Raw genomic sequence first — 12,947 nt, forward strand, 5'->3', positions numbered from 1 at the left:
CGCAGCCAACCACCGCGCGCGGCCGCTGTCTTGAACAAACGCGACATAGACTCCGGACGTGTCCAGGGACGTTCGGGAGATCGGCGGCGCGTGGCGGCGGTTCCAGCGCCACTCCTTCCCGCAGCCCTCCCCGGACCTGGCCGGGTACGTGGCGCGGTACTGGATCGTGTCGTGGGACTACGCCGAGCCGTACCGGCAGCTGGTCGTGCCCTATCCCAACGTGCACCTGACGTTCCAGGGCAGTCGCGCGATGATCACCGGTGTCTCCAGCAAGCACCAGGTCAAGGTGCTGGCGGGGCGCAGCGGTGTGTTCGGCGTGGCGTTCCGGCCCGGCTGCTTCCGCCCGTTCCTGCGCGCACCGGTCTCCTCGATCACCGACCGGTCGATCGACGCGCGCCAGGTCTTCGGCGGCGGACTGCCCGGATCACCCGACGTCCAGGACGTCGAACGGCTCCTGCGCGAGCACGCGCCCGAGCCCGATGCGAAGGCGGAGCAGGCCGCGGAGATCGTCGCGATGATCGCCGCGGAACCCCGGATCACCCGGGTCGGTGCGCTGGCGGCGGAGCTCGGCACGAACGTCCGGCAGCTGCAACGCCTGTTCGCCGAGCACGTGGGCATCGGCCCGAAGTGGGTGATCCGCCGCTACCGCCTGCACGAGGTGACCGAGCGGATGTCGGCGGGCGCGGAGCTGGACTGGGCCGCGCTGGCGGCCGAGCTCGGCTACGCCGACCAGGCCCACCTGGCCCGCGACTTCAAATCCCTCTTCGGCGAATCCCCGACCCACTACGCCGAGCGCTGCTCGCGGTAGGTGCGGCTCAGGTGCTCCTGGAGACGGGCGTGCCGGAACTGGTAGACGGCCCCGGACTGCCGCAGCACCCCGCGCTCGTAGGCATCGGCCAGGAACGCCGTCGTCGCCCAGGGCAGCCATCCGGTCAGCGGCAACCACAGGCGGGCGAGCAGGATCCACTGGCCCCACGCGGTGAAGGCGAGCGAGTACGCGAGCGTCACGCTGATCCCGCCGAGGAGCCCGACGAAGGCGCCGTGCGGGAACCACACGAGCGGGCCCAGCGTCCCCTGGAAGAGGCTGATCACGAGCTGGCCGCCGAAGGCGATCGCGAGCACGAGGACCGGTAGCAGCAGCAGGGTTTGGCGCAGCACGGTGCGGCGGTTCTCGGCCAGCATCGCGACCGGATCAGCCGCCGAGTCGATGTCCAGGGGTTTCTCCAGCACCGCGGCGAGCATCAGCACCAGCGCTGCGGAGAGCCCGAAGATGAGCCCGAACAGGAACGCGTCGACCAGCGTCACGCCGATCGCCGCGCCAGCGGGCGGGAATCCGTGCAGCAGGCCTCGCACCAGCGTGTTCGTCGATGAGACGCCGATGCCCACGACGAACCCGCCGACCATGCCCGCCCCGAACCTGCTGAGGTAGGAACGGCTGCTCTTGCGGCCGCGCAACCGGATCTGCATGCGGGTCGGCCGGAACTCCGCACCGCCGTAGACGATCGCCATCCCGTGCACCAGGCCGATCGCCAGCCCGATCGCCAGCCCGACCAGCGACGCCTCCAGCACTGCCGCGCCGATTCCACCGGCGAAGCCGAGGTGGTGCAGGTACGCCGGGAGGCTGAGGGTGAGGTCGAGCAGGCTGGTGATGACCGCGCTGGCCACCACGACGGCGAGGATCCGCGTCGAGCGGCGCACCGTGCTGCCCAGCTGCCACCAGGCGATGTCGCTCGTGCCGCGCCGGTCCAGGTGGTGGGCGAGGTGGCCCAGCCAGCGCTGGACGAGCGCCGGGTCCCAGCTGCGGCGCGGCCTGCCGCTGGTGGACTGCTGCGGCGGGCCGGGGCGGTAGAGCGTCGGCACGAAGCTGCCCAGCAGGTGCGCCTCGATGGCTCCCGGTGTCGGGAACCGCGCGGTGTCCAGCAGGTCCGCCGGGTTCGCGTCGCGGTGGACGGTCCGGGCGAGCACGACCATCAACGGGGTGGTCAGCGCCGCGGTGATGTTGGTGGCGGCGTGGCTCTCCGGGTGATCGCGCAGTTCGTCGAGGACGGGGGCCCACGCGGGCCCCAGGTAGTCGGCCAGGTCGGCGCGGGTGAGGTCGACGAGCTCGATCTCGGCGGCGCGCGCCAAGGCCGTCGCCTCCACCGCTCTGCCGTACTCGCCGGGACGGCTGGTCAGCAGCAGCGGCAGCGTGGTGGCGTTGAGCGCTTCCAGCGCGGCGCGGTGCAAGGCGTTGGAGATCTCGTCGAAGCCGTCGAGCACCGGCAGGACCCGGCCGGTCTCGACCAGCGCGGCGGCCAGCGTCGAGCCGTCGGGAGCGGTGGCGACCAGGCCCGGGTAGTCGCGCAGCAGCTGGTCGATCAGCCAGTCCCGCAGCGCGGTGGTAGTCGGGTCCCACGAGCCGATGCTGAAGATCACCGGCACCGGATCGGTGTCGCGGCGGGTCCGCAGGTGGTCCAGCACGAACCGCAGCGCCAGGATCGACTTGCCGGATCCCGGGCGGCCCAGCACCACCAGGCGGCCGGACGGCGTCCGGCGGTAGACGTCGACGATCTCGCCGAGCCCGCCGCTCGACTCCCCGGCCCGGAACCGCACCGGCAGCTGGAACGGGTCGTGCACCCGGCGGTGCTCCTCCTCGCGCTGCCAGCGGGCGGCGACGACCTGCGCGAGCTGCTCGGCGGCTTCGTCCAGCGCCCGCTGGGCGGCGGTCCGCCGTTCCGGCGGGGCTTTCACCGAAGGCGCTTCGGCAGCAGGTTGCTCGATCGTCTCCGGCGTGGCCGCGGCAGGCTGCTCTGCCACGGGAAGCGGCGTGCTGCTGGCCGCGGCCAGCAGGCGCTGCCGGTCGTCCGGCGAGAGCTCCAGGGCCTGCGCCAGCAGCTTGACCGTGCCGACCCGGGGATCGTTCCCGGCGCCGGTCTCCAGCCGGCGGATGGTGCGCACCGCGAGCTCGGCCCGTTCCGCGAGCCGTTCCTGCGTCATGCCCGCCTGCTTGCGCAACTGGCGCAGCAGCGGGCCGAACTCGCTCGTCACGTGGGCTCCCGTCCGGATGATCTAGGCCATCGGACCTTATCCGGCCGACCGGACATGCATGGCCGGTTCGGTGTCCTGGTCCGCTGATCAGCGCGAACGGCAAGATCAGCGGTGCCGGTCGGGACAGCCGATCGGTCAACCCCTGGGGAAAGGCCGGATGTGATGAGAAGAGGCCGGGCCGCACTGGCGATAGGTCTGATGGCCGCCTCCGCGGTGATCGTTCCCAGCGCCTCCGCGGCGCCCGAACCACCGCGGCTCGACGACGGCTTCGGGCTGACGGTGGTGAGCCAGCCGGAGTGGGTCGACGACGACCACCGCACGTTCGTCTTCGCGGTCGCCTCCGACCAGGTGCCGAACCCGACGCTGCTGCCGGGCCAGACCGCGGGGCAGCACGACATCATGGTCACGCTGCCCGCCGACTACGACAGCTCCGAGCGCTACCCGGTGCTGTACTCGCTGCACGGCAACCCCGACCTGCCCAACACCGAGGCCAACCAGCAGATGGCCGAGCGGGCGACCGAGGACGCCCCGCTGATCACGGTGCACCCCAACGGGGTTCGCAGCTGGTACTCGAACTGGGTCAACCCGGGCCCGGTCGGCCCGCAGAACTGGGAGAGCTTCCACCTCGACCAGCTGATCCCGCTGATCGACGCGAACCTGAGCACCATCCCGACCAGGGAGGGCCGGGCGATCGTCGGGCACTCGATGGGCGGCTTCGGCGCGTTCCACTACGCCGAGCACCGGCCGGAGCTGTTCAGCTACGTGGGCGCCTTCTCCGGCGGGCTGGACCTGCTCAACCAGGGAGTGCGCGCGGCCGTGGTCGGCACCTCGGTGATGGAGGCGTCCGGCACGCCGACGGTGGCGCCCGACGCGATCTTCGGATCGCCGGTCTGGCCGCTGGACGGGGTGTGGAACGCGCAGAGCCCGGCCCAGCACGTCGAATCCCTGCGCGGCATGGGTGTGGCCCTGTACACCGGCAACGGCGGTGATCTGACCGTCAACCCGGTGCAGGCGGTCGCGGAGAAGATCGTCCAGGACACCAACCTGGTGACCTCGGCGAACCTGACCGCCGCCGGGATCCCGCACACCTTCGTCGACTACGGCGACGGGAGCGAGTGGGCGGAGGGCTGCACCGGCAAGCACGCGTCGCTGCCGTGCCTGCAGGCGGACATGAACCACTACGTCGACCTGATCATGAAGCGCCTGGAACGTCCATGACCGGGGACGGACCAGGAGCTCTGGAGGGACGACATGGCCGGCAACTGCCGGTGCTGGTGCGGCGAGTGCTCCTACCGGACACCGTGGCTGACCGAGCCGCGGAGCGCCGGTCAGCTGGCGCAGCACTACGCCGAGCAGCACCCGGGCGCCGAACCCGGCGGCCGCGCCGAATACCGGGAGAACGAGCGCGAAGGGGCGGGATGCGTTGCGGTGCTGGCGATCCTGTTCCTGCTGCTGGTCCTCCTGGCCACCTGCCAGTACCAGAGCCCGTGAGCGGTTCGGGGTGCCATAGCGCCCCGAACCGCTCACGGCCCCACCTCAACTGAACCGACAAGGAGACCGAACATGACAGGCAAGCGGCGGCTCGCGGCGTTAGGTGCCGCGGTCGCGACCGCGCTGGTGCTCCCGGTCTCGGCCCAGGCGGCCGAACCCGCGGACGTCCAGGACGTGCTGAAGGCCTACCAGGCGCAGGTCGGACCCGGGGCGGCCGTCTACGCCGACAGCGGGACCGGCCCCTGGGAGCTTTCGGCAGGCACCGCCGAGTACGGCACCGTCCGGCCGATCACCTCCACCGACCACTACCGGATCGGCAGCCAGACCAAGACGTTCACCGCGGTCGTGACGATGCAGCTGGTCGACGAGGGCGAGGTGGTCCTCGACGAGCCGATCGAGCGCTACCTGCCCGGTCTGGTCGCGGGCAACGGCCACGACGGGAACGCGATCACCGTCCGCCAGCTCCTGCAGCACACCAGCGGAATCCCGACCAGCAACAACCCGACGCCGAAGCCCAACCCGGACGGCACCTACGAGCTGATCGAGCTGGTGCGCGACGGGCTCAGCCACCCGTCGGTGAGCGAGCCGGGCGCGGAGTTCCACTACTCCAACACCAACTACGAGATCCTCGGGATGCTGATCGAGGAGGTCACCGGTGCACCGGTCGGCCAGGAGATCACCAACCGGATCATCCAGCCGCTCGGCCTGACCGGCACCAGCTACCCGGCCGCGGGTGACCGCTCCATCCCGGCGCCGCTGATCAACGGCTACATCGGTGGCCGCGTCCCGCCGTTCTTCCTGTGGATCGACGCGACCGCGTTCGAGCCGTCGTTCTTCGGCCCGGCGGGCGGCATGATCTCCACCCAGCAGGACATCACCCGCTTCTACCAGGCGGTGGTCGCCGGTGAGCTCACCTCGCCGGAGAGCCTGGCGGAGATGCGGCGGACGGTCCCGGCCAACGGCGCGGAGGTCGGGCTCGGCGTCATCAGCTACACCATGTCCTGCGGCGCGGTGACCTGGGGCCACAACGGTATGGTCCCCGGCTTCATGTCGAACACCGAGGTGACCACCGACGGCAGGCACGCGGCCACGGTGACCAACGCCAACGTCATGTCCCCGAAGTACCGGGAACTGGTCGACGCGGCGATCTGCGGCTGACGTCGGAGGAGCCGGTGCGCGAGAACCGCGCACCGGCTTTTCGCCGTTTCAGGCCAAGGTCGCGGAGGCGATGGCGGCGGCGATCGCGAGGAGCAGTGCGCTGATGATGAGCAGGCTCGCCGTGCGCAGCAGCCGGAACTTCCTCGCCCCGACCTGAGTGACGACCAGCAGCCGCTCGCGGTGCCAGCGCTGCGGATCGTCCGCGATGCGCGCGAAGTGCCGCTGCATCTCGGCGTCGGTCATCGATTCGTAGGTGGTGAAACCGCTCCGCCGCAACCGCGGCCGCACGCTCCACAGCAGGAGCAGCAGAGCGGCCGCGAGCAGCGTCAACGCGGCCCAGAACAGCAGTGCGGCGGTGAGCGGCGCGGCGGCCCGGGGCAGCACGGCGAGCCCGACGGCGAGGATGGGGCTGAACACGGCGAGCAGGGTGCTGGTCTTGGTCTCGGTGCGAGCCATCGCGGCATCGCCCCGGCTGAGCTCGTCCTGGAGCAACCGCTCCACCACTTCCGAATCGACCTCACGTTCGCCCATGCCGGAATCATGGCCCACCGAGCCGGCTCCCGGAGCGCATTCGCGCCGCGTGCCCGGAATAGCTGCAGAGGGTCCACGGTTTTGCTTGGTGTTGAGTAGTTCAATGGCAAGCTAACTCGGAGGTGTCCGGTGGGATCGATCGACACGATGTTCGTCTTCCTGGCTCCCGGAGCCGAACGCGCTGGTCAGCGGATCGAGCAGCAGGTCGCTGGCGGCGTCAACGCGTTCGTGTGGGTGCCCGATGCCGAAGCCGCGGCCGAGATGGTCGCCGAGCAGGCCGCGGCCGGGCTCGAACTGGTCGAGCTGTACCGCGGTTTCAGCCTGCGCGAAGCGCGGATGGTCGTCGACGCCGTCAACGGGCGGGCGCCGGTGGGGGTGTCCGGTTTCGCCTTCGGCGCCGGGGTCGCAGAGGTGCGCGACTCCGCGACCATCTACGGAGCCGACCTCGAAGATCCCGGAGCGCGGCGCGTCGACGTGGAGGTCGACGGCAAGCGCACGTCGGTGGTGCCGGTCGCCGATGCGGCGGGCGCGGTCGCGGCGGCGGCCGAGGCGGTCGCCGCGGGTGCGGAGGTCGTGGAGATCTGCGGCGGCACCCCGCTGACCACTGCCGCGCTGGTCGAGGAGGAGCTGGCGGGCCGCGCCGTGGTCGGTCTGGTCTCCTGGCCCTTCGAAGCGCTCCCGGGCGCGGCCGCCTACCGGGCGGCGTTCGAGGCCAGGTGATCAGCCGGATTCGTGCGGCGAGAGCGCTGTTCTCAGCAACGCCGCGAGCTGTTCGCGCTGCGCATCGTCAAGCGGTGCGAGCAGCTCCTCGTCGGCAGCCAGCACCGCGGCCAACGCCTCAGTGGCCAGCTGCTCGCCGCGTTCGGTGAGCAGCACGAGCACAGCACGCCGGTCGGCGGGGTCGGTCTCGCGCACCACCAGACCGGCCTCGGCGAGCCGATCCAGCCGAGCCGTCATCGCACCGGAGGTGACCAGCGAGGACCGGGCGAGCTCACGCGGGTTGACGCCTGCCGGATCGCCGCGCCGCCGCATCGTGTTCAGCACGTCGAAGTCGCCGTAGCTGAGCCCCAGCGGGCGCAACGCGTCCTTGATCGCGCGCTGCCCGTGCTCCGCCCAGCGCAGCAGCCTGCCGATCACCTGCAGCGGCTCGACGTCGAGCGAAGGTGCCCGCCGATTCCATTCGGCGACCATCCGATCAACCGAATCCATGGCCATCCCGGGATCGTAGTTCCCGGCTCACCCGGCGGGCAGGACGCCGACGGCGGCGTAGCTGTTGGTGAGAGCGGCGGCTTCGGGATCGACGGGGTCGTCCGGGCGCCACTCCGGGAGCAGGACCAGGCCGGGGTCGACGAGCTCGTAGCCGGCGAGCAGCTCGGCGATGTGGTCGCGGCTGCGCAGCGTGCCGGGCGTGGAGGTGCGGTTGTAGATCGCGTGAGCCCCGTTGAGCTGGTCGTCGGTGAAGGTCACCGGGGACAGGTGCGACAGCGCCAGGTAGCTGCCCGGCGCGCAGGCCGCGCGGTAGCGGCGCACGATCTCCGACGGGTCGTCCTCGTCGGCCACGAAGTGCAGGATCGCAACGGCCAGCACGCCGACGGGGCGGCTGAAGTCCAGCAGCCCGGCGACTCCCGGAGCGCTCAGCACGGCTTCGGGATCGCGGATGTCGGCCTGCGTGATGCTCACCCGCGGGGTGCCGTCGAGCAGCGCTTCGGCGTGCGCGACCGCGACCGGCTCACGGTCCACGTAGGCGACACGAGCCGCGGGAGCGGTTTCCTGGGCGATCTCGTGCACGTTGCCGACAGTCGGGATGCCCGACCCGAGGTCGAGGAACTGGTCCACGCCCTGCGCGACCATGAAACGCACTGCGCGCCCGAGGAAGGCGCGGTTGGCGTAGGCCCACTGCCGAGCGCTGGGCACGACCTTGAGGAACCGCTCGGCGGTCTCCCGGTCGACCGCGAAGTTCGCGTTGCCGCCGAGGTAGTAGTCGTACATCCGAGCCGCGTTCGGCGATTCGATGTCGAAACCCGGATCGGCCTCGTGCTCTGCCACCCGAGCATGATCGTCGAATCCCCGGCCACCGGGCAAGAGCCGGTCGCCGCACGCGCGGGCCCCGACGCCGCTCGGCGCCGGGGCCCGTGGTGGAAGGCGATTGCTCACTGCACGTAGAACGCCTTCGCTTCGCTGGTGACTTCGCGCTGGATCCAGCCCGGACCCGCGATGTCGACGTGCACCTTCTCATCGGTCGGCTGGTACGTCGCGCACGGCTTGTTGATGAAGAAGACGTACCGGCCGGTGTCGTTCTGGAAATTCCTGATGGCCGTGACGGATCGGTCGTCCTGGGTGCGAGCCGGGAGGTCGTAGCAGCGGCCCGGTGCCGGGTTCTCGATGGTGGTCCGCTGGGTTTCGGCGGGGGCGAACGTGGTGGTGAGGGTTTCCACGTCGTAGCTGATGGTGCCCGCGGCTGCGGTGGCCGGAGCGGTGAAGGCCAGTGCACCCGCGAAGGATGCCGCGACGACGAGGGAAGCAGTGGAAAGCCGAGACACAGTTGGTTCCTCTCTGCATTTGAGTACCCGCGATGTGTGCTGCGGGTAGAGATCTACCACGCAGATCAGAACCCCACGCGCTGAAAAATCTTCACGACCAATGAGCGGTCGAGGTCACTCGTGAACGCAGTTGTGTCAGCGACTGGATGATTCACAAACTCGTTTCAGAGCGGCGGCTTCTTCGTCGACGAAGCGGCGGATCCGGCCGGCCACCAAGGGAGTCAGCAGGCGGGCGAGACCGCCGGTGAAGTCGATCCGCAAGCGGACTTCGCTGCCCACGCCCGCGCCCCGGATCCAGTGCGAGGCGACCATCCGGCCGCCTGCGAAGCGGGTGGCCCAGCAGAACGACGAGCCCGGTTCGACCTCGACCACGTCCCACACGGCGGCGGCCACCCCGGGCTGCTTGACCCGGAACCGGTGCCCGACCCGCAGCTCCCCGTCCAACGCCGCGACCGAGCTGACGGTGGGCGTCCACCCAGGCCAACCGGGCACATCGGCCAGCACGGCCCAAACCTCCTCCGGCGGCGCGGAGATCGTCACGGTCGTCTCGTGTCGCATGGCCACCTCCCGCTAAGCACGCTATCGCCGATCACGACGATGGATGCGGAAAATGGCAACTGCGCCCGGAGCGTGGTGGAAAGCTCGAACCCAACCCGGTCGTTCGAGCGGCTGGCTGGCCTGTGACCAGCGCTTTCAGGTGGCGCCCCCGGCAGGATTCGAACCTGCGACACCCGCTTTAGGAGAGCGGTGCTCTATCCCCTGAGCTACGAGGGCCTGATTGGAGCGTACCTGGCCGGTCGGGGCGGGTTGGCACCGGTCGGGTTCGCGCCACGCGGCGGGCGGTGCGGGGTTCGTCGCGTATCGTCAGGTGATCGTTACCGTTCGACGCCACCGGGGTGGGTATGGGCAACGAGAACCACGGTTCCGCGGGCAACCTCGTGCAGGCCGGGTTGATCAACGGGGACGTTTACATGGCTGGCCCGCGACCGAAGCGGCCGGGGGAGCTGCGCGCCGCGCCGGAGCACTTCAGCGACCGCGACGGTCCGAAGGCCAACCTAGACCGTCTGCTCGTCGAGCCGCGGGTGAGGCGGGCCGGATTTGCGGTGGTCAGCGGTATCAGCGGTGTGGGGAAGACCGCGCTCATCGGGCACTGGTCGCACCAGGTTCGGCAGGAGTTCGTGGACGGGCAGATCTGGTTCGACTTCGAACGCGGAAAATACGGCTCGGGCGACGCCGCAGAGCACTGCCTGCGCATGCTCGGTGCACCGGAAGATCAGATTCCGCGGGCGGACGGTGCCAAGGTTGCGATGCTGCGGACCTGGACCCAGGACCTGAAGCTACTGATCATCTTCGAGAACGTGGTGGAGCCGTCGGACGTCCTGGAACTGCTGCCCGCGTCCGGTGCGAGCGTCGTGCTGTGCACGAGCCACCAGGAGGCTGCCGAGCTCGTTGCGCACGGAGCGCAGTTGATCAGATTGGACCCGCTTGAACAGGAGTACGCGCTCGACTACCTGCGGCGGGACAAACTGCGGGAACGGTTGGATGCCGCGCCCGAAGCCGCGAAGGAACTGGCTGCACGGACGGGTGGGTTTCCCGTCGCGCTCAACGTGATGATCGGTCTGCTGACCGTCCGGACGTCGTGGACCCTCGCGCGTGCGGTGCAGGAGCTGTCGGAGAAGCGCAGACGGCGGAAGCACTTCCGCAAGGCCTTCGCCGAACTGGACTTGGCCGTCGAGCAGCTGACGCTAGCCGCCGCCCGCGTGTACGGGCTACTCGGGCGGGTTGCGCTCGCGCTGCCCGTCGGGGCCGTCGCAGCGTTAACCGACCTCAGCGAGTTCGACGCCGACTACCATCTCGAAGATTTGCGCAGGTTTTGTCTCGTGGAAGAGAACGATCAGTGCCAGTTCTTGCTGCACGACCTCGTGGCCGAGCACGCCGCCGAAACACTCGGCACATCGGACGCGCAATCGGACGACGCGGTCCGGCGTCTCGTCGCCTGGTACCGGCAGCAGGGCGGTTTCGCCGACCGGATGGTGATGGAGCCGACCCGCCTTCGCGTGGTAGATGACGACCTCCCCGGGGACAATCCGTTCACCGAGAAAACGGCGCTGGAGTGGTTGCGCAGCGAGCGGGTCAACCTGCTCGGCATGGTTCGGCTCGCGTCCGAAAGCGGTTGGCACGTTGACGTGATCGCGCTCTGCGACGGCCCGCTGTGGGCGCTGCACAACAAGGACAAGCACTACTCCGACACGCTGTCGGCCTTGGGCGAGGCCATCAAATCCGCTGTGGCGATCGAGGATCCGCTTGCCGAGGCGCGGATGCGCAGCCTGCGCGGTCAGCTGCTGGTGGAGTGCGATGAGGTGGCTGAGGCGCTCGATGAGTGCGCGAGGGCCGTGGAGATCGCCGAGCGCACCGGGCACCGACGGATCTTGGCCTCTGCGCTGGAGTTCCAGGGCAAGGCGATGCACGCCGACAAAGAATTCGACGCGGCCATCGCGAACTTCTCGCGGGCGTGGCAGCTCAACAACGAGCTGGGAAAGCAGCGCGGCATGGCGCTCCAGGAATATCTGACCGGCAAATCGCTCATCAAGCTTCGCCGGTACGAGGATGCTCTGGCCGAGCTGGCCACGGCGGCGGAGCGCATCACCGGGTTTCCCGAGGACACGCAGACGCCCAGCCGGATCAGCGTCGCCACGGCGCGCGCTCACCAGGGGCTCGGCCAGCACGAACAGGCGATTCCGCTGCTGATCGAGGCGATTCCGGTCATTCGCGAGCAGTCTTCCTTCAACGTGGCAGAACCGCTGGAACTGCTGGCCGATTCGCTGACCGCGCTCGGTCGGCCAGGCGCCCGTGAGTGCTTGCAGGAAGCGCTCATCATCTACGAGCAGGCCGTGAGCCCCAAGGCCGAGCGGGTGCGGCGGAAGCTCAGCGCGGAGTGAAGAGGTCCACCGGTTCCGGGCGGGCGGGCCACGGCGGTTCGGGTAGCTCCAGCCAGTGGTAGACCAGCTCGCGCAAGCGCTGTGGGGAGTTGCCCGCGAAGGTGCGGTCGGCGAGCTCGTGGTGGTCCGGGATCGGGGTCGCCGCGTCGATCTGGGCTCGGAGGTCGCCTGCCGGGTCGAGGCGCTGGGCTCGGTCGCCGAGCAGTGCCATCGGGGAGTCCGGGACCACCTCTGCGTCGCCGAATGCCGCTAGCAGCAGGGGTTTTCCCAGTGCTGCCGCGTAGAGGGCCAGGGAGCCGTGGTCGCTGATCACCACGTCCGCGGCTACCAGCGCCGCCTGCCACTTCCGCAGGCGGGGGATCAGCAGCAGGTCGTTGCGCAGGGCCGTGCGGAGCCAGGTTTCGAGCTGGAGCCGCTCGTGCTTCTGCCAGACGTTCGGGTGCAGGGCCAGGGCGATCCGGTGCTCCGGCAGGTCGGCGGTCAGGAGTTTCGCCAGGTCACCGCGCTTGGCGAACAGCGACTCCGGGCCCCAGGTCGATGCCGCGAGGACCAGCTTGCGGTCATCGGCGAGCGCGCTGCGGTACTGCTCGCGCATGGGCAGGCTGGCGCGCAGGCGGGCGTAGCAGGGATCGCCGATCACCTCCGCGCGCGGGATCGCCTCCGGGCACTGGTGCTGGAGCTGGGGGAGCTGGCTCGGGTGCGACAGGCCGACGATCGCCGGGACGACTCGTCCGCCGTGCGTCAGCTGAGGGCGGGAAAGGCCGGAAACCTCAGCCGTGACACCGGTTTCGGTGGCTCGCAGCTTGTTGTGACCGGCGCCGTGCGGCAGCGTCAGGACCGGCATCTCGAGCTCGTGCAGCGGGCCGTTGCCGCTGGGCGAGATGGCGAGGTCGAAGTCCTTGCCGATGGCCGTTTCCCAGTCGACGACCTGGGCGCCGTGCAGGTGCAGCTGCTCGGTGAGGTTCGTCGCGAACTCGGATCCGGCCGCCACCGCGAAGCGCGTTTCCACGCGCATGTCGTCGGCCAGCAGCGGGAGCACGTCGAGCAGGCGGTCCAGCGCGGTCAGGGTGCGGACGACGCCCAGCACCCGCCGCTCCACCGGCGCGGAATCCCACCGACCCGCGCGCCGGGCTTCCGGGCTTCCGGGCTTCCGGGCTTCCGGGCTTCCGGGCTTCCGGGCTTCCGGGCTTCCGGGCTTCCGGGCTTCCGGGCTTCCGGGCTTCCGGGCTTCCGGGCTTCCGGGCTTCCGGGCTTCCGGGCT

Annotated in this window: 13 protein-coding genes and 1 tRNA gene; 6 read left to right on the forward strand and 8 right to left on the reverse strand. The window is 70.1% G+C overall.

Going from position 1 to position 12,947, the window contains the following annotated elements:
• Window positions 1-58: 58 nt before the first annotated feature.
• Entirely contained in the window at window positions 59-808 is a 750-nt protein-coding gene (locus tag OU416_RS38415) for an AraC family transcriptional regulator (RefSeq protein WP_270932020.1), read from the forward strand.
• Here OU416_RS38415 and OU416_RS38420 read toward each other — a convergent pair.
• Window positions 784-3,027: an XRE family transcriptional regulator gene (locus tag OU416_RS38420; RefSeq protein WP_270932021.1), complete on the reverse strand. Its 2,244-nt coding sequence runs from the start codon at window positions 3,025-3,027 to the stop codon at window positions 784-786. The two genes, OU416_RS38415 and OU416_RS38420, sit on opposite strands and share 25 nt — an antisense overlap.
• A gap of 162 nt (window positions 3,028-3,189) precedes the next feature.
• Between OU416_RS38420 and OU416_RS38425 the strand changes: the two genes are divergently transcribed.
• From OU416_RS38425 to OU416_RS38435, 3 genes are all read left to right on the forward strand, one after another.
• Window positions 3,190-4,245, forward strand: a complete 1,056-nt coding sequence (locus OU416_RS38425) for an alpha/beta hydrolase (protein WP_270932022.1) — start codon at window positions 3,190-3,192, stop codon at window positions 4,243-4,245.
• Between the two features lie 33 nt (window positions 4,246-4,278).
• Window positions 4,279-4,518 (forward strand): hypothetical protein, encoded by a 240-nt coding sequence (locus OU416_RS38430; RefSeq protein WP_270932023.1) that lies wholly within the window; start codon window positions 4,279-4,281, stop codon window positions 4,516-4,518.
• Between the two features lie 72 nt (window positions 4,519-4,590).
• The gene (locus OU416_RS38435; protein ID WP_270932024.1) at window positions 4,591-5,676 is read left to right on the forward strand and encodes a serine hydrolase domain-containing protein; all 1,086 of its coding nucleotides are present in this window, start codon (window positions 4,591-4,593) and stop codon (window positions 5,674-5,676) included.
• 48 nt (window positions 5,677-5,724) lie between these two features.
• On the opposite strand, the gene OU416_RS38440 is transcribed toward OU416_RS38435, so the two are convergent.
• Entirely contained in the window at window positions 5,725-6,207 is a 483-nt protein-coding gene (locus OU416_RS38440; protein ID WP_270932025.1) for a Pycsar system effector family protein, read from the reverse strand.
• Between the two features lie 129 nt (window positions 6,208-6,336).
• On the opposite strand from OU416_RS38440, the gene OU416_RS38445 reads away from it, so the two are divergent.
• Window positions 6,337-6,927 carry a DUF6506 family protein gene (locus tag OU416_RS38445; RefSeq protein ID WP_270932026.1) on the forward strand — a complete coding sequence of 197 codons (591 nt, stop codon included), beginning with the start codon at window positions 6,337-6,339 and terminating at the stop codon, window positions 6,925-6,927.
• Here OU416_RS38445 and OU416_RS38450 read toward each other — a convergent pair whose 3' ends face one another.
• The 5 genes from OU416_RS38450 to OU416_RS38470 all read right to left on the reverse strand — a co-directional run bounded on the left by OU416_RS38450 (window position 6,928) and on the right by OU416_RS38470 (window position 9,521).
• The gene (locus OU416_RS38450; protein ID WP_270932027.1) at window positions 6,928-7,422 is read right to left on the reverse strand and encodes a MarR family winged helix-turn-helix transcriptional regulator; all 495 of its coding nucleotides are present in this window, start codon (window positions 7,420-7,422) and stop codon (window positions 6,928-6,930) included. It abuts the gene before it with no gap.
• A gap of 21 nt (window positions 7,423-7,443) precedes the next feature.
• Window positions 7,444-8,253 carry an SAM-dependent methyltransferase gene (locus OU416_RS38455; RefSeq protein WP_270932028.1) on the reverse strand — a complete coding sequence of 270 codons (810 nt, stop codon included), beginning with the start codon at window positions 8,251-8,253 and terminating at the stop codon, window positions 7,444-7,446.
• Window positions 8,254-8,357: 104 nt separating this feature from the next.
• Window positions 8,358-8,747: a hypothetical protein gene (locus tag OU416_RS38460; RefSeq protein ID WP_270932029.1), complete on the reverse strand. Its 390-nt coding sequence runs from the start codon at window positions 8,745-8,747 to the stop codon at window positions 8,358-8,360.
• A gap of 135 nt (window positions 8,748-8,882) precedes the next feature.
• Window positions 8,883-9,305: an SRPBCC family protein gene (locus OU416_RS38465; RefSeq protein WP_270932030.1), complete on the reverse strand. Its 423-nt coding sequence runs from the start codon at window positions 9,303-9,305 to the stop codon at window positions 8,883-8,885.
• 140 nt (window positions 9,306-9,445) lie between these two features.
• Window positions 9,446-9,521: transfer RNA gene (locus OU416_RS38470), tRNA-Arg, on the reverse strand.
• A 128-nt stretch (window positions 9,522-9,649) separates the two neighbouring features.
• Between OU416_RS38470 and OU416_RS38475 the strand changes: the two genes are divergently transcribed.
• Window positions 9,650-11,686 (forward strand): tetratricopeptide repeat protein, encoded by a 2,037-nt coding sequence (locus OU416_RS38475; protein ID WP_270932031.1) that lies wholly within the window; start codon window positions 9,650-9,652, stop codon window positions 11,684-11,686.
• Here OU416_RS38475 and OU416_RS38480 read toward each other — a convergent pair.
• A partial coding sequence (locus OU416_RS38480) for a hypothetical protein (RefSeq protein WP_333779682.1) occupies window positions 11,673-12,947 on the reverse strand: 1,275 nt, incomplete at its 5' end. The genes OU416_RS38475 and OU416_RS38480 overlap by 14 nt on opposite strands.

The sequence above is a fragment of the Saccharopolyspora indica genome (assembly GCF_027853965.1).
Lineage (GTDB): Bacteria > Actinomycetota > Actinomycetes > Mycobacteriales > Pseudonocardiaceae > Saccharopolyspora > Saccharopolyspora indica.

What these genes read in the sequence shown, in the direction of transcription:
- OU416_RS38475 (WP_270932031.1), top strand. Translation starts at nt 9,650, where the DNA reads ATGGGCAACGAGAACCACGGTTCCGCGGGCAACCTCGTGCAGGCCGGG.
- OU416_RS38440 (WP_270932025.1), bottom strand. Translation starts at nt 6,207, where the DNA reads ATGGGCGAACGTGAGGTCGATTCGGAAGTGGTGGAGCGGTTGCTCCAG.
- OU416_RS38425 (WP_270932022.1), top strand. Translation starts at nt 3,190, where the DNA reads ATGAGAAGAGGCCGGGCCGCACTGGCGATAGGTCTGATGGCCGCCTCC.
- OU416_RS38450 (WP_270932027.1), bottom strand. Translation starts at nt 7,422, where the DNA reads ATGGCCATGGATTCGGTTGATCGGATGGTCGCCGAATGGAATCGGCGG.
- OU416_RS38435 (WP_270932024.1), top strand. Translation starts at nt 4,591, where the DNA reads ATGACAGGCAAGCGGCGGCTCGCGGCGTTAGGTGCCGCGGTCGCGACC.
- OU416_RS38465 (WP_270932030.1), bottom strand. Translation starts at nt 9,305, where the DNA reads ATGCGACACGAGACGACCGTGACGATCTCCGCGCCGCCGGAGGAGGTT.
- OU416_RS38430 (WP_270932023.1), top strand. Translation starts at nt 4,279, where the DNA reads ATGGCCGGCAACTGCCGGTGCTGGTGCGGCGAGTGCTCCTACCGGACA.